This window comes from Arthrobacter saudimassiliensis (genome assembly GCF_059090665.1).
This window is the reverse complement of sequence record NZ_JBNHFX010000003.1, coordinates 479,944-495,091: the sequence shown is the minus strand read 5'-3', so window position 1 is coordinate 495,091 and position 15,148 is coordinate 479,944. Positions and strand designations below refer to the sequence as shown.

The 15,148-nt window shown below is 70.8% G+C and carries 12 protein-coding genes; 3 read left to right on the top strand and 9 right to left on the bottom strand.

What is annotated here, in order from left to right:
• Positions 1–571 precede the first annotated feature (571 nt).
• From AC5RV6_RS13505 to AC5RV6_RS13495, 3 genes are all read right to left on the bottom strand, one after another.
• Positions 572–1,234, bottom strand: coding sequence for a M23 family metallopeptidase (locus tag AC5RV6_RS13505; RefSeq protein WP_494007836.1), 663 nt, complete (start codon positions 1,232–1,234; stop codon positions 572–574).
• Positions 1,235–1,253: 19 nt separating this feature from the next.
• Positions 1,254–4,073 carry an FAD-binding and (Fe-S)-binding domain-containing protein gene (locus tag AC5RV6_RS13500; RefSeq protein ID WP_494007835.1) on the bottom strand — a complete coding sequence of 940 codons (2,820 nt, stop codon included), beginning with the start codon at positions 4,071–4,073 and terminating at the stop codon, positions 1,254–1,256.
• An 83-nt stretch (positions 4,074–4,156) separates the two neighbouring features.
• Positions 4,157–5,884: an L-lactate permease gene (locus AC5RV6_RS13495; protein ID WP_494007834.1), complete on the bottom strand. Its 1,728-nt coding sequence runs from the start codon at positions 5,882–5,884 to the stop codon at positions 4,157–4,159.
• A gap of 200 nt (positions 5,885–6,084) precedes the next feature.
• On the opposite strand from AC5RV6_RS13495, the gene AC5RV6_RS13490 reads away from it, so the two are divergent.
• The 3 genes from AC5RV6_RS13490 to AC5RV6_RS13480 are packed head-to-tail and all read left to right on the top strand — an operon-like array spanning position 6,085 to position 9,061.
• A complete protein-coding gene (locus AC5RV6_RS13490) occupies positions 6,085–6,885 on the top strand; it encodes a (Fe-S)-binding protein (protein ID WP_494007833.1) in 801 nt (266 codons plus the stop codon).
• Positions 6,882–8,417 (top strand): LutB/LldF family L-lactate oxidation iron-sulfur protein, encoded by a 1,536-nt coding sequence (locus AC5RV6_RS13485; RefSeq protein ID WP_494007832.1) that lies wholly within the window; start codon positions 6,882–6,884, stop codon positions 8,415–8,417. The genes AC5RV6_RS13490 and AC5RV6_RS13485 overlap by 4 nt, the downstream gene beginning before the upstream one ends.
• Positions 8,414–9,061 (top strand): LutC/YkgG family protein, encoded by a 648-nt coding sequence (locus tag AC5RV6_RS13480; protein ID WP_494007831.1) that lies wholly within the window; start codon positions 8,414–8,416, stop codon positions 9,059–9,061. The genes AC5RV6_RS13485 and AC5RV6_RS13480 overlap by 4 nt, the downstream gene beginning before the upstream one ends.
• Positions 9,062–9,188: 127 nt before the next feature.
• Here the strand turns inward: AC5RV6_RS13480 and urtE are convergent, their stop codons facing one another.
• The 6 genes from urtE to AC5RV6_RS13450 all read right to left on the bottom strand — a co-directional run bounded on the left by urtE (position 9,189) and on the right by AC5RV6_RS13450 (position 14,827).
• Positions 9,189–9,884, bottom strand: coding sequence for an urea ABC transporter ATP-binding subunit UrtE (urtE, locus tag AC5RV6_RS13475; RefSeq protein ID WP_494007830.1), 696 nt, complete (start codon positions 9,882–9,884; stop codon positions 9,189–9,191).
• Complete coding sequence (gene urtD, locus AC5RV6_RS13470) at positions 9,884–10,720, bottom strand: urea ABC transporter ATP-binding protein UrtD (protein WP_494007829.1); 837 nt, start codon at positions 10,718–10,720, stop codon at positions 9,884–9,886. The genes urtE and urtD overlap by 1 nt, the downstream gene beginning before the upstream one ends.
• A complete protein-coding gene (urtC, locus tag AC5RV6_RS13465; protein WP_494007828.1) occupies positions 10,717–11,910 on the bottom strand; it encodes an urea ABC transporter permease subunit UrtC in 1,194 nt (397 codons plus the stop codon). Before urtC ends, urtD begins: the two co-directional genes overlap by 4 nt.
• Positions 11,907–12,791 (bottom strand): urea ABC transporter permease subunit UrtB, encoded by an 885-nt coding sequence (gene urtB, locus AC5RV6_RS13460; RefSeq protein WP_494007827.1) that lies wholly within the window; start codon positions 12,789–12,791, stop codon positions 11,907–11,909. The genes urtC and urtB overlap by 4 nt, the downstream gene beginning before the upstream one ends.
• Before the next feature lie 45 nt (positions 12,792–12,836).
• Positions 12,837–14,096 carry an urea ABC transporter substrate-binding protein gene (gene urtA / locus AC5RV6_RS13455; RefSeq protein ID WP_494007826.1) on the bottom strand — a complete coding sequence of 420 codons (1,260 nt, stop codon included), beginning with the start codon at positions 14,094–14,096 and terminating at the stop codon, positions 12,837–12,839.
• A gap of 236 nt (positions 14,097–14,332) precedes the next feature.
• Positions 14,333–14,827 carry an NUDIX domain-containing protein gene (locus tag AC5RV6_RS13450; protein ID WP_494007825.1) on the bottom strand — a complete coding sequence of 165 codons (495 nt, stop codon included), beginning with the start codon at positions 14,825–14,827 and terminating at the stop codon, positions 14,333–14,335.
• Between the last annotated feature and the right edge of the window lie 321 nt (positions 14,828–15,148).

Sequence of the window (15,148 nt, the reverse complement as noted above, 5' to 3'; positions counted from 1 at the left end):
TAGGAAGGTATCTCCGCGCTGTCCGCGAATCGTTTGTACAACAGATGCTGCCTGGCGGCGCGCCCGGCAATCGGTTGTACAGGTGATGCTGCCTGGCTTGGCGCCCGGCAATCGGTTGTACAGGTGATGCTGCCTGGCTTGGCGCCCGGCAATCGGTTGTACAGGTGATGCTGCCTGGCTTGGCGCCCGGCAATCCGTTGTACAGGTGATGCTGCCTGGCGGTGGGTGAAGGGACGTTATGTGTACAACGGATGCTTTGGGTGGGCTGACCTGTGCCCGTGCCCATTCGTCTGTCGGCGGGTTGGTGTTGCTTTGAGGCGGCCTTTCACGCTTCATCCCGCCGATAGTTGCGCTGAGGCCGGGGCGAAGCGACCTCAACCCGCCGATAGTTGGGTTAGGGCAAGGCTAGGCGACCTCATCCCGCCGATAGTTGGGCGTAGGGGTGGCTTCGGCCCGTGCCGGGTCGTCTGTCGGCGGCTTGGCGCTGCTTTGAGACGGCCTTCCATGCATCAACCCGCCGATAGTTGAGCTGACGCCGGGGCAAAACGACCTCAACCCACCGATAGTCCGGCTACCCGGCGTCGACGGTCTCTCGGTTGCGTGGCAGCCAGGGCTCGCCGCTGAGGGGATGCTCGAAGGCCAGGGGCAGGCCACGGGCGCGGTCCCAGTCCATCGAATCGGTGACCTGCACATGAACGTGTGGCTCGGTGCTGTTGCCCGAGTTGCCGCATTCGGCCAGCCGGCCTCCCGGCACCACGGTGTCCCCGACGGCGACGCCGATGGAGCCGCGCCGCAGATGGGCGAGCAGCACGTAGACGGTGCGGACGTCGACGCCGACGCCCGGCCGCGCAGGCACCGACAGCACCACAAAGTTCCCGGCGACCGCCCCGACGCCCTGCCGCACCCGGGCGGCCTGGCCCAGGGCGTATCCCAGCAGGGCGGGCTGCGAGCGGCGGGCCTCATGGTCCGGTTCCCCGTCGTGCACCGCCGCGACAACGCCCGACGCCGGCGCCAGGATCGGTGCCCCGAAACCGGTGAACCGATCGGGCGGCTCGACGCCGACGACGGCGCGCCACGAGGGCGGGGCGGACCGGCCGCGCGCGTCCACGGCAACGAAGTCGATCGCGTACGTGGTGCCGAACAAGTCGGTGCCATGGCTCGGCACCCGGTTCGCCGGACTGTTCTGCACCGTCCACCGGCCCTGGAACGGCAGCCGAAGCGTCACCGGCTGCACGGCGCCGCCTCGCCCGCTCCTACCGCGTCGCCTCGGCCAGGTACTCCAGAATGTGCCGGTAGGTGTGGCCGGTGGCCTTGGACATGCCGATTTCGCAGGTCCGGTTCACCGACGCGTAGCCGCCGAACTCGCGGGTGTTGATCTCCGCCGCCTGCCGGTCTGTGGCCGAGGCGGTGAGCTCCGGATGCAGCAGCCCGCGGTCGCCGGCGAAGGCGCAGCAGCCCCAGCTCGGCGGCACGTACACCTCGTCGCTGACCGCCGCGGCGATCTCGGACAGGGCGTCGTTGGCGCCGAGCTGGGTGGAGGAGCAGGTCGGGTGCAGCGCCAGGGAGGTCAGTCGGCGGGAGACGGCCAGCCGCGGCAGCACCCGGTCCCGGACAAACTCGGTGGAGTCCACGAACCGCAGCGCCGAGTACTTCCCGCTCTCCGCAGCCGCCCGCTTCATGGTGTCCAGGCCCTCGGTGCACGACGCCGCATCGCACACCACCGGCAGCGCCCCGCCGCCGGAGGCCTCCCACAGCCCGGCCAGCACGCGGTCCGACATCGTCTCGTAGCCCTGCGAGAAGCCCTTGGACTTCCAGGGCGTGCCGCAGCACAGGCTGCCGATGCCCTCGGGCACGCGGACGCCGACGCCGGCCCGCCCGCAGACTTCCAGGAACGCCGCCGCGGCGCCCTCGCCGTCGGCCGCCGGGCCGAACATGGTGCCGATGCAGGCGGGGAAGAACACGACCTCGGCGTCCGGGTCCTCGCGCGGGGTGCGGGTGCTGCCGCCGCCGGGCAGCACGCCGCTGTACTCGGGAATGTTCTCATCGCCGAGCACGGCGCGGGCGACGGCAGTGGCCGCCTTGGGCAGCGGCGTCGGGAACACTTTGGCGGCGGACAGGGCCAGGCCGCCGAGCCGGGTGGCTCCGCCCCAGCCCTTGGCCGCGGCCTTCCAGCCCAGCTGCGCCGCCGGGTTGGCATCTTCGCGGCGGAGCCGGCGGGTCAGGTCGCCGGTGTTGATCAGCACCGGGCAGGCGGTGACGCACATGCCGTCGACGGCGCAGGTCTGGGTGCCGTCGTAGTCGTAGTCCTCACGCAGCCGGCGGGCCAGGGCCTCGTCGCCGCGCTGCTCGGCGGCGGCGATCTCGCGGCGCAGCACGATCCGCTGGCGCGGGGTGGTGGTGATGTCCTTGCTGGGGCAGACCGGCTCGCAGTACCCGCATTCGACGCAGCGGTCCACCTCCTCCTCGACCGTGGGCGCCACCTTGAGGTCGCGGATGTAGGCCGCGGCGTCGTCGTTCAGCAGCACGCCCGGGTTGAGCAGGTTCGGCGGGTCGACCAGCGCCTTCAGCTCGCACATCACCTCGTACAGCTCGTCGCCGTACTGGCGGCGCACGAACGGGGCCATGATCCGGCCGGTGCCGTGCTCGGCCTTGAGCGAGCCGCCCTCGGCGAGGACCAGGTCCACCATGTCGTCGGTGAACGCCTGGTAGCGCTCCAGCTCCACCGGGTCGTCGAAGCGTTCGTTGAGCATGAAGTGGACGTTGCCGTCCTTGGCGTGGCCGAAGATCACCGAGTCCCGGTACCGGTGCTTGGTGAACAGCTCGGTCAGCTCGGCGCAGGTCCGGGCCAGCGAGGGAACCGGCACCACGATGTCTTCGAGCAGGGCGTTGGTGCCGGTGGGCCGGGCGCCGGCGACCGTGGTGTACAGGCCCTTGCGCATATGCCAGAGCCGCGCGCGGGCCTTCGCGTCGCCGGTCATTTCGAACGGCGCGGCCAGGTCCAGCGAGGCCAGCAGGGGATCGGTGGCGGCGCGCAGCTCCGCCAGCGCCTCGACGTCGGCCGCCTGGTGCTCGATCAGCAGGGCGGCGTGCCGGTCCACCTCCAGCGCCTTCAACTGCTCCGGGGCGTCGACGGCGGCGCGCGCCACCCGCAGCGAGGTGGCGTCCAGCAGCTCGACGGCGGCCAGGCCCTGGGCGACCAGGTCCGGCAGGGCGGTGGCCGCGGCGTCGAGGTCCTCGAACAGCAGCAGCCCGGTGGCCGCCTGCGGCAGCGCCGGGACGGTGCGGAACACCGCTTCGGCCACGAAGCCGAGGGTGCCCTCGGAGCCGATCATCAGGTGGGCGAGGATCTGGACCGGGTCCTCGTAGTCCAGGAAGGAGTTCAGCCCGTAGCCCATGGTGTTCTTCATGGAGAACAGCCGGGTGAGGGTGCGCACCGACTCCGGGTTGGCGACGATCCGGCCGCGCAGGCGCAGCAGGCCCTCGAACAGCTCCGGCTCCAGGGCCCGCAGCCGCTCGGCGGCGTCCGGCGCCGCGGAGTCGATGACGGTGCCCGAGGGCAGCACCATCACCAGGGATTCCACGGTCTGATACGTGTTGAACTCGGTGCCGCAGGACATCCCGGAGGAGTTGTTGGCCACCACCCCGCCGATCGTGCAGGCGATCTCGCTGGCCGGGTCGGGGCCGAGCTTGCGCCCGTGCGGGGCGAGCCGGGCGTTGACCGCCCGCACAGTGACGCCGGGCTCCACGCGGACCCGGGCGCCGTCGTCGAGCACCTGGATGCCGCGGAAGTGGCGGCGGGTGTCGATCAGCAGCGAGTCGGTGATGCCCTGCCCGGAGAGGCTGGTGCCGCCGGAGCGGAAGGTGGCGGGGATGCCCTGGTTCCGGCTGCGGCGCAGCAGCGCGGCCACCTCCTCCGCGGAGCCGGGGGTGGCCACCGCCTGGGGCACCAGCAGGTAGTGCGAGGCATCGTGGGCCATCTTGCGCCGGTCGATTTCCCGGGTGCTGATGTTCGGGCCCAGCTCCGTGAAGGAACCGGCAAACCGGGGGACGGGGTTTTCTGCAGTGACGCTCATATCGATCCTGATCCGTCGGGGGGAAGCGGCGATGCTCCAAGGACCAATTTAGGCCCTTGGAGCATCAGCGGAACACCTGTGGGCTACGGGAGCATCCAGCCCAGCACGGGGGTGGACTGCAGGTAGACCAGGGTGCAGAGCACCAGCAGCAGGCCCACGCTCCAGCCGACCACCTTCTTCAGCAGCACCGACTCCTGGCCGTCCAGCTTCACCGCGGTGACCGCGATGGCCAGGTTCTGCGGGCTGATCAGCTTGCCGACGACGCCGCCGGTGGTGTTGGCCGCGACCAGCAGGTTCGGGTCGATGCCGGCTTCGAGGCCGGCGGTCTGCTGCAGGCGGGCGAACAGGGCGTTGGCGGAGGTGTCGGAGCCGGTCACCGCGGTGCCCACCCAGCCGAGCACGGGGGAGAGGAAGGCGAAGAACGCGCCGGTGCCGGCCAGCCAGGTGCCGATGGCCACGGTCTGGCCGGAGAAGTTCATGACGTAGGCCAGGGACAGCACGGACAGGATGGTCAGGCCGGCCCAGCGCATGTTCCAGGTGGTGCGCCCGATTTCCTTCACGGCGTCGGCGACGCGCAGCGCGTACCGGCCGCCGTCGTTGAACTTCGCGTACACCACGGCCACGATCAGGCCGGTGATGAGCAGCAGGGTGCCGGGGGAGGAGAGCCAGGTGAAGGTGTAGATGGTGGAGGAGACCGGGTTGCCGGACTCGTCCAGCAGCCGCTCGTGCAGCCACGGCCAGGCGATCTTGACGTCGGTGGAGGCCAGGAACGCGGGCACGTCCACGCCCCACCGCCACAGCTTCCCGATGCCGAAGACCACGATGACCAGGAAGTACGGGAACAGGGCCAGCCAGGTACGGGAGGCGGTCAGCTCGTCGCCGGTGCCGGCGGCGCCGCCCGCGGAAGCGCCGGCGCGGGAGCCGGTGCCGGCGGTGACGGCCTCGGCCAGGGCGGGCAGGCCCATCCGCTCACGGGCGGCCTCCAGGCCGCGGGGCTGCCAGAAGCGCAGGAACACGACGGCGGCGCCGAGGCCGGCCAGGGCAGCGACGATGTCGGTCAGCTCGTAGGAGAAGAAGGTGGAGCACAGCACCTGCGCGACGGCGAACGCGACGCCGGTGACGACGGCGGCGGGCCAGGTGTCGCGCATGCCGCGGCGTCCGTCGAGGATGAAGACCAGCAGCAGCGGCACGAAGACGGCCAGCAGCGGAGCCTGGCGGCCGACGACGGTGCCCAGGTGGACGGCGTCGAGTCCGGTGAGGTTGGCGGCGGTGGTGATCGGGATGGCCATGGCGCCGAAGGCGACCGGGGCGGTGTTTGCCACGAGCACGGCTGCGGCGGCCTTCAGCGGCTGGATGCCCAGGGCGACCAGCATGGTGGCGGTGATCGCGACCGGGGCGCCGAAGCCGGCCAGGGCCTCCAGCAGGCCGCCGAAGCAGAACGCGACCAGGATGGCCTGCACACGGACGTCGCCGCCGCCGATCCGGTCGAAGACCCGGCGCAGGTCCTCGAACCGGCCGCTGAGCACGGTGATCTGGTACAGCCAGACGGCCATGATCACGATCCAGAGCACGGGGAACGCGCCGAACACCGCTCCCTGGCTGGCCGAGAGCAGGGCCAGCCCGGCGGGCATCTGGTAGGCCAGCACGGCCACCACGATGGCCGCAAGCAGGGCGGCGGCCCCGGCGACGTGGGCCTTGACCTTGAGGAAGGCCAGCAGGACAAAGAAGACCAGCAGCGGCAGCAGGGCGACCAGCGCGGACCAGGCCACGCTGTTCAGCACCGGGTCGGTGGCGGGGACGAACGTATCCACGGAGTTCCTCGGGGGCTCGGAGAAGCGGGCGGCGGCCTGGCGCATGGTCAGGCCATATTGGTCAGGCCACAGAATGTTAGCCCACTTTCCGGAACACTGGTGACCGCCGTCACCGGGCATGGTGCCCTTGGCTACACTGCTGCCACGTGTTCTACTATGGTCAGACCATACGTGCCGGGGTGTCCGGCTGGGAGGCTGTTATGAGAATCGCGCTGTTCGCCACCTGCATCGTCGATGCGATGTATCCGAGCACCGCCCGTGCCACCGCCGCCGTGCTCGAGCGGCTGGGCCACGAGGTGGTGTTCCCGTCCGGGCAGGCCTGCTGCGGGCAGATGCACATGAACTCCGGGTACTTCCCGGAGGCCCTGCCGGTGGTCCGCAACCACGTCGACGCGTTCGACACCGGGGACTACGACGTCGCCGTCGCCCCGTCCGGATCCTGTGTCGCCTCGGTGAAGCACCAGCACCCGATGCTGGCGCGGGCCTGCGGCGACGCCGGCCTGGAGAAGCGCGCCGAGGAGGTCGGCGCGCGCACCTACGAGTTCGCCCAGCTGCTCACCGACGTGCTCGGCGTGACCGACGCCGCCGGGCAGCTCGGCTCCTGGTTCCCGCACAAGGTCACCTACCACCCCAGCTGCCACGGCATGCGCCTGCTGCGGCTGGGCGACCGGCAGCTGGACCTGCTGCAGACGGTGGGCGGCATCGAGGTCGCCCCGCTGCCCTCGGCCGACCAGTGCTGCGGCTTCGGCGGCACCTTCTCGATCAAGAACTCCCAGGTCTCCACCGCGATGCTGGAGGACAAGGCCGCGAACATCGTCTCCACCGGCGCCGAGCTGTGCACCGGCGGCGACGCGTCCTGCCTGATGCACATCGGCGGAGGCCTGTCCCGGGCCGAGACCGGCGTCACCACCCTGCACCTGGCCGAGATCCTGGCCAGCACCCGGGAAAACCCTGTCGAAATCACGGGCGAGGCCCGCCTGGCCGGACGGAGCGGACGATGAGCACCTACCTGGGCATGCCCGAAGTACGGGCGTACGGGCACGGCAACCTGCACGCCGCGAAGCCCTTCCCCGACGCCGCCGAGCACGAGCTGGGCAACGCGCAGCTGCGCGCGAACCTGGGCCACGCCACCTCCACCATCCGCAACAAGCGCGCCCGCGTGGTGGCGGAGCTGCCGGACTGGGAGGAGCTGCGCAGCGCCGGCAGCGCGGTCAAGGAAGCCGTGATGGCCCGCCTGCCCGAGCTGCTGGAGGAGTTCGAGAAGAACTTCACCGCGCGCGGCGGCATCATCCACTGGGCGCGCGACGCCGCCGAGGCGAACGCCATCGTCACCGATCTGATCCGGGAACAGGGCGCGGACGAGGTCGTCAAGATCAAGTCAATGGCCACCCAGGAGATCGGGCTCAACGAACACCTCGAGGCCGAAGGCATCGCCGCCTTCGAAACCGACCTCGCCGAACTGATCGTCCAGCTGGACCACGACAAGCCCAGCCACATCCTGGTGCCCGCCATCCACAAGAACCGCACCCAGGTGCGGGACATCTTCCTGCGCGAAATGCCCGAGGTGGACCCGGGCCTCACCGACAACCCGGCCCGCCTGGCCGAGGCCGCCCGGCTGCACCTGCGCCGCAAGTTCCTCTCCGCCAAGGTGGCCGTCTCCGGCGCCAACTTCGCCGTGGCCGACGCCGGCACCCTGGGCGTGGTGGAATCCGAGGGCAACGGCCGGATGTGCCTGACCCTGCCGGAAACCCTGATCACCGTCATGGGCGTGGAGAAGCTGGTGCCCACCTGGGCCGACCTCGAGGTCTTCCTGCAGCTGCTGCCGCGCTCCTCCACCGGCGAGCGAATGAACCCCTACACCTCCATGTGGACCGGCGTCACCGAGGGCGACGGGCCGAAGAACGTGCACCTGGTGCTGCTGGACAACGGCCGCTCCGCCGCCCTGGCGGACACCATGGGCCGCTCCGCGCTGCACTGCATCCGCTGCAGCGCCTGCATGAACGTGTGCCCGGTGTACGAGCGGACCGGCGGCCACGCCTATGGCTCCACCTACCCCGGACCGATCGGCGCGATCCTCTCGCCGCTGATGACCGGCATCCAGGCCGAGGAGAACAACTCCCTGCCGTACGCGTCCTCGCTCTGCGGCGCCTGCTACGACGCCTGCCCGGTGAAGATCAACATCCCCGAGATCCTCGTGCATCTGCGCAGGGAGGACGTGGACAGCAAGCGCGGGAAGAAGAAGCTGCCCTCGCAGATGGACGTGGTGATGAAGGGCGCCTCCTGGGCCATGTCCAAGGGCTCCCGCCTCGGCCTGGCCGAGAAGGCGCTGCCGCTGGGCCGCCTGGCCGCGGGTCCGGACAAGGTGATCAAGCACCTGCCCGGCATCGCCGCCGGCTGGACCTCCAGCCGCGACCTGCCTGCGCCGCCGGCGCAAAGCTTCCGCGACTGGTGGAAAAAACATCACGACGACGGCGGTGCGCCGGCCGAGGGGCAGGGCACCGAAGGCGGCGGGACGGAAGGGGAGCAGCGGTGAGCGCACGCGAAGAGATCCTGGGCCGGCTGCGCAGCGCGCTGGCCGACCAGCCGCCGGTGCCCGAGGTGCCGCGGAACTACCGGCACGAGTCCGGCCTGTCCACTGAGCAGCTGATTGATCTGCTGGTGGACCGGCTGGTCGACTACAAGGCCGGCGTCGCGGTGGTGACCGAAGACGAGCTGCCGGGGCGGATCGCCGCCCTGCTGGCCGAGGCGGAGAGCTATGTGGTTCCCGACGGCCTGGACCCGGCCTGGCTGGAGGAGGCCGAGGCGGCCGACGCCCGGGCGGGAACCCGCTCCCGGCGCCGGACCGACGCTGAGGGCAGCCCGCTCAGCGTGGCGGAACTGGACGCCGTCGATGCCGTGGTCACCGGCAGCGCGGTCTCCGTCGCCGAGACCGGCACCATCATCCTGGACGGCAGCCCCAACCAGGGCCGCCGCGCCATCACCCTCGTGCCGGACCACCACATCTGCGTGGTCCGGGTGGGCGACATTGCCGGGATCGTGCCCGAGGCGCTGCGCCGGCTGGACGGCACCCGGCCGCTGACCATGATCAGCGGCCCGAGCGCCACCAGCGACATCGAGCTCGAACGTGTGGAGGGCGTGCACGGCCCGCGGACCCTGGACGTGCTGATCGTCCGCTGATCATCCGCCGGACGTGATCGGGGCGGGGGCTTCACGCCCCCGCCCCGATCGCGTCCCGCTGCGCCGGCTGCCGATGCGTCGTCGCCGCCGCTGCGGCCCGCCGGATGGGCACCCAGCAGGCCCGGGCTCAGATCGCCATCGCCGCGCGGACGGTCTCGGCCGCCGACGCCGTGCCGCCGGCTCCGCGGGAAGCGACCCGGCCGGAGGCCAGGACGGAATACTCGTGGGCGGCCTGCAGCGCGAAGCCGATGTGCTGCTCCACCAGCAGCACCTGCATGCCCGGCCGGGCGGCCAACGCCATGATGGTGCGTTCGATCTCGGCCACCACGTTGGGCTGGATGCCTTCGGTCGGCTCGTCCAGGATGAGCAGCCGCGGCTGCGTGATCAGGGCCCGGGCGATGGCCAGCTGCTGCCGCTGCCCGCCGGAGAGCAGCCCGGCCCGGCGGCCCAGCAGCGGCCGCAGCGCCGGGAACATCTCCAGCGCCTCCTCCATCAGGGCGCCGGCGTTGCGCCGCCCGTCGGCCGCGACGCGCAGGTTCTCCAGCGTGGTCAGCGGCCCGAACGCCTGCTGACCCTGCGGCACATATGCGATGCCCCGCTGCGTGCGCTGATGCGGCCGCAGCCGGGTGATGTCCTCGCCGTCGAGCCGGATGCTGCCGGACGTGGGCTTGAGGAGGCCGACGACGGCGCGCAGCAGCGTGCTCTTGCCGGCGCCGTTGTGCCCCAGCACCGCCGCCACCGCATCCTCGGGCACGGCCAGGTCCACCCCGTGCAGCACCTCGGTCCGCCCGTAGCCGACCCGCAGGTCCTTCACTTCCAGCATCAGTGCCCTCCTCCGTCAGCAGCCGTTCCCAGGTAGACCTCCTGCACGCGCGGATCCGCCTGGACCTCGGCCACGCTGCCTTCGCTGAGCACCCGGCCCGCGGCCAGCACGGTCACGGAGGTGGCGTACTCGCGGACAAAGTCCATGTCGTGCTCCACCACCAGGGTGATGCGGCTGCCGCCGATGCGGCGCAGCAGTGCGCCGGTCTGGTCGCGTTCGTCCTGGCTCATTCCGGCGATCGGCTCGTCCAGCAGCAGCAGGTCCGCGTTCTGCACCAGCAGCATGCCGATCTCCAGCCACTGCTTCTGCCCGTGCGCCAGCTCCCCGGCCTGCCGGCCGGCCACGTGTTCCAGCCCGATGATCTCCAGCGCCTCCTCGACGGCGGGTTCGACGCCGCGGCGCCGGCGCAGCAGCTGCAGCGGGCTGCGCCCGGCGCCGGCGGCGATGTCCAGGTTCTGCAGCACCGAGAGGTTCTCGAACACGCTTGCGGTCTGGAAGGTCCGCCCGACGCCGAGCCGCGCCACCTTGTGCACCTTGCGGCCCAGCAGCTCGGTGCCGGTGTGGTTCACCGAACCGGTGGCCTTCACCAGCCCCGTGATGGCGTCGATGACGGTGGTCTTGCCGGCGCCGTTGGGTCCGATGAGGAACCGCAGGTCGCCCTGGGTGACGTCCAGGTTCACGCCGTCCACGGCGGTGAACCCGTCGAAGGTCACCCGCAGGTCCCGGATCTCCAGGTACTGGGGGCGGCCGGCGCGCAGCCCGCCGGGGGCGGGCTCGGCGTCGGGCAGCAGCGGGGCCGGCGGGGCGGCGGGAACGGGAGGGATGCGCGGGGTCATGCCGGCTGCTCCTTGGTGGTCGGGGCCGCGGCGGTGTGCGCGGGCTGCGGGACGGGCCTGTTGGCGTTCTCGTTGCCGGTCGCGCCGCCGGGCGGGGCGGGGTCGGGGGCTGAGCCGGTGCGCCGTTTCAGCCGCCCGGCCAGCGCGCCGAGTTTCACCGAGGCCAGGCCGCCGGGCAGGAAGCCGATGACCAGGATGAACAGCAGGCCCTGGAAGTAGACCCAGAAGGAGGGGAAGGTGGAGGCCAGCCCGGACTGGGCGAACGCCACGCCGAGGGCCCCGAGCACCGGGCCGAGCACGGTGGCCCGCCCGCCGATCGCCACGCCGATGAGGAACGCGATCGAGGGGGCGACGCCGACGTCGGCGGGGGAGATGATGCCCACGATCGGCACGAACAGCGCCCCGGCGATGCCGGCGAGCACCGCGGCGAGGACGTACACGGCGGTCTTGAGGGCGGCGGGGTCGTAGCCCAGGAACCGGACGCGCTCCTCCTGGTCCCGGACCGCGGTGAGCAGTTCCCCGAACCGGCTGTTGATCAGCTGCCGGGCCAGGGCGACGGCGCCGAGCAGCGCCGCGGCGGCGACCAGGTAGAGCATGGTCTTGTTGGCCGGGTCCTGCAGGTCGAAGCCGAAGAAGGACCGGAAGCCGCTCAGGCCGTTGGAGCCGCCGGTGGTGGCCTGCTGGCCGACCAGGAACACGGCGAACGCGGCGGCCAGCGCCTGGCTGAGGATCGCGAAGTAGGCGCCCTTGACCCGGCGCCGGAACACCGCCAGGCCCAGCAGCAGCGCCACCGTGCCGGGCAGCAGGACGACGGCGGCCAGGGTCACCACCGGGCTGCGGAACGGCTCCCACCAGGCGGGCACGGTGCCGTTGCCGTAGAGCATCATGAAGTCCGGCACGCCGGTGCCGCCGAACAGCGAGGCGTCGGCGAGCAGCATGTGCATCGCCATCACGTAGGCGCCCAGGCCGAAGAACACGCCCTGGCCGAGCGTCAGCATGCCGCCGCGGCCCCAGGCCAGGCCGATGCCGACGGCCACGATGGCCAGGCAGATGAACTTGCCGAACAGGCCCAGGTTGTAGGGGGAGAGGACGGCCGGGGCGAGCCCGAACAGCAGGACCGCGGCCAACGCGAAGCCGCCCAGGGTGCGGGGCCGGCCCGGGCGCAGTGCGCCGGTGAAGGGGTTGCTCATGCCAGGCTCCTCGTCTTGACGGTGAACAGGCCCTGCGGGCGGACCTGGAGGAAGACGACGACGGCCACCAGCACCAGCACCTTGGCCAGGCTGGCCGTCGTCGAGTATTCAAAGACGGACTGCAGCACGCCCAGGACGAAGGCGGCGATCGCCGCGCCCTTGATCTGCCCGATGCCGCCGGCGACCACCACCAGGAAGGCGTCGACGATGTAGTTGGTGCCCAGGTACGGGCTGGTGGAGCCGATCAGGGTGACCGCGACGCCGGCCACCCCGGCCAGGCCCGAGCCGATGAAGAAGGTCAGCCGGTCGGTGCGGCGGGTGGAGATGCCGGTGGTCTCGGCCAGGTCCCGGTTCACCACGGTCGCCCGGATCCGCCGGCCGAGCGGGGTGGCCTTCAGCAGCGCGGCCAGGGCGGCCAGCGCGGTGAGGGAGAGCAGCAGGATGAACAGCCGGGGCAGCGGAATCGGTGCGCCCAGCAGTTCCACGTTGCCCTGCAGCCAGCCGGGGATCCGCACGTCCACGCTCGGTGCGCCGAAGATGTCCCGGGCCAGCTGCTGGAGCACCAGCGAGACGCCGAAGGTGACCAGCAGGGTGTCCAGCGGCCGGTGGTACATGCGCCGCAGCAGCGCCCACTCGAGCACCAGGCCCAGCAGGCCGCCGATGAGGAAGGCCAGCGGAATGGAGACCAGCAGCGAGGCGCCGACGTCGGCCACGATCTTCTGGACCACAAAGGCCGTGTACGCCCCGGCCATGATGAACTCGCCGTGCGCCATGTTGATGATGCCCATCTGCCCGAACGTCAGGGCCAGGCCCAGCGCCGCCAGCAGCAGGATTGAGCCCAGGCTGAGCCCGGCAAAGATTTGTCCGATCAGCAGTTCCATTCCGCTGTGCCTTTCACCCGTGGATGTCCGTTGGTCCGTGGCGGGTCAGCCGCCCAGGCCCTCGGCCCAGTCGTAGGTCTCGAGGAACGGATCCGGCTCCACCGCCTCCGGCGCCTCCCAGACGGTCTCGATCAGCCCGTCGGAGGTGATCCGGCCGATGCGCGGGGTCTTGGTGATGTGGTTGTTCTCCCCGTTGACCGTCACGGTGCCTTCGGGGGCGTCGAAGCTGACGCCGTCGGCGGCCTCCTGGACGGCGGCGACGTCGAACGAGCCGGCCTTCTCGACCATGGCCTTCCACAGGTGCAGCGAGGTGTAGGCCGCCTCCATCGGGTCGCTGGTGACCCGGTCGGCGCCGAAGCGCTCCTTGAACGCGGCCACGAACTCCTGGTTGGCCGGGGTGTCGACGGTCTGGTAGTAGTCCCAGGCGGTGAGCTGGCCTTCGACGTTCTCAATACCGATGCCCGGCACTTCCTCCTCGGCGATGGACACCGAGACCACCGGCATGGCCTCGGCGGTCAGGCCCACGCTGTTGTACTGGCGGAAGAACGCCACGTTGGAGTCGCCGTTGAGGGTGTTGAACACGGCGTCGGCCCCGGAGTCGCGGACCTTGTTCACGATGGTGGAGAACTCGGTGGAGCCCAGGGGCGTGTACTCCTCGCCGACCACCTCCATGCCGTGCGCCTCGGCGTAGGCATGGATGATCTTGTTCGCGGTGCGCGGGAAGACGTAGTCGCTGCCGACCAGGAAGATCGTCTTGGTGCCCTGTTCGGCCAGGTAGTCCAGGGCGGGGATGATCTGCTGGTTGGTGGTGGCACCGGTGTAGAAGATGTTGTCGGAGGCCTCCAGACCCTCGTACTGCACCGGGTAGAACAGCAGCGCGTCGTTGGATTCGAAGACCGGCAGCATCGCCTTGCGCGAGGACGAGGTCCAGCCGCCGAACACGGCCGCCACGCAGTCCTGCTGGATGAGTTTGCCGGCCCGCTCCGCGAAGACGGTCGGTTCGCTGGCGCCGTCCTCGGTCACTACCTCGAGCTGCTTGCCGAGGACGCCGCCGTCGGCGTTGATCTCCTCGGCGGCGAGGGTCAGCGAATCGTGGACGGTGGTTTCACTGATCGCCATGGTGCCGGAGAGCGAGTTCAGGAAACCGATCTTCACGCTGTCCCCGGAGGTGTCGACGCAGGAGCCGCCGGTGCTGGGCGCGTTGGCCGAGGTTTCACTGATCTGCGAGCCGCAGGCCGTCATGGAGGCCACCAGGGCGGCGGCGGCCAGCGGCAGGACGCCGCGGCGGAAGCTGTTTCGGATCACGGGTTCATCCCCCTGTAGGTGCGCTGGCGGCCGCACCGGGCGGCCGCTGCCGGCTGCTTTTCTCCGGCTGCTGCCAACCTATGGGGGCCGTGTTTCGCGGATAGGCCGGTTGTGTAACCGCCGCATTTCCTTACCGCAGGGGTGGTTTCGTCCTTGTCAGGGGCACATTGCGGGCACGTTTCGCAGGGGGGGGAAGGCGGGGTACGGCGTCCCTCGACTCTCGCCGAGCCCAGTGATCAGTGCGCGATGAACCGGCCGGTCCGCAGATACTCGGCGTGCATGGACAGCGCCTCGGCTGTCGGCGGGTGCAGGGGCCGGGGCGGCTCGGAAGGGTCCGCCCACGCGAATCCGGAGACTTCGGCTGTTTCGGCTGTCAGCTGGGCACCGCCCGGCAGCTCGACCCAGAAGCAGATGGCATAGGCCTGGACCCGGTCACCGTTCGGGTAGCTAAGGTGGTGGAGCTTGGGCCCGGAGATCGACCCGAAGGCCGTGAAGTTTTCGGTAGGCAGGCTCAGGCCCGTCTCCTCGAACAGCTCTGCGGCCGCGCAGTCCGCGAAGCTCTGGTCCGGTTCGCAGGATCCTGCTGGGAGTTCCCAGACCCCGTTGTCGGTGCGGCGCTGGAAAAGAACCTTGCTGTCCGGCCGGCTCACCAGGACCTGGGCTCCCGGCGCCAGGACCAGGTCGTGGCCGATCTTCTGCCGCAGCTGCCACAGATACGAACCCACAAACACCGGCTTCCCCCTTTGTCCGACGTCCCGTCCGGGCTGCCCCGGCGCCCCTCGCCGGGCGGCCGTCCACTCCCGGTGGGATCACGCCGTTTAGCGGCCACCATAACGGCACCAAACCGCCGGAAGTTAGAAGGCAGGGGCGTGGCTTGCCCGTCTGTCGGTGGGTTGGGGCTGTTTTGGGAGGGCCTAAGGAACCTCAACCCGCCGGGAGTTGGAAGGCAGGGGCGTGGCTTGCCCGTCTGTCGGTGGGTTGGGGCTGTTTAGGGAGGGCCTAAAGGGCCTCAACCCGCCGGAAGTTGGATGCCCGACGCCCAGCCCGCATCC

Bases quoted from the DNA above. Each gene is read 5' to 3' on its own strand.
- urtB (WP_494007827.1), bottom strand. From the start codon at position 12,791: ATGGAACTGCTGATCGGACAAATCTTTGCCGGGCTCAGCCTGGGCTCA.
- AC5RV6_RS13490 (WP_494007833.1), top strand. From the start codon at position 6,085: ATGAGAATCGCGCTGTTCGCCACCTGCATCGTCGATGCGATGTATCCG.
- AC5RV6_RS13500 (WP_494007835.1), bottom strand. From the start codon at position 4,073: ATGAGCGTCACTGCAGAAAACCCCGTCCCCCGGTTTGCCGGTTCCTTC.
- urtE (WP_494007830.1), bottom strand. From the start codon at position 9,884: ATGCTGGAAGTGAAGGACCTGCGGGTCGGCTACGGGCGGACCGAGGTG.
- urtC (WP_494007828.1), bottom strand. From the start codon at position 11,910: ATGAGCAACCCCTTCACCGGCGCACTGCGCCCGGGCCGGCCCCGCACC.
- AC5RV6_RS13485 (WP_494007832.1), top strand. From the start codon at position 6,882: ATGAGCACCTACCTGGGCATGCCCGAAGTACGGGCGTACGGGCACGGC.
- urtD (WP_494007829.1), bottom strand. From the start codon at position 10,720: ATGACCCCGCGCATCCCTCCCGTTCCCGCCGCCCCGCCGGCCCCGCTG.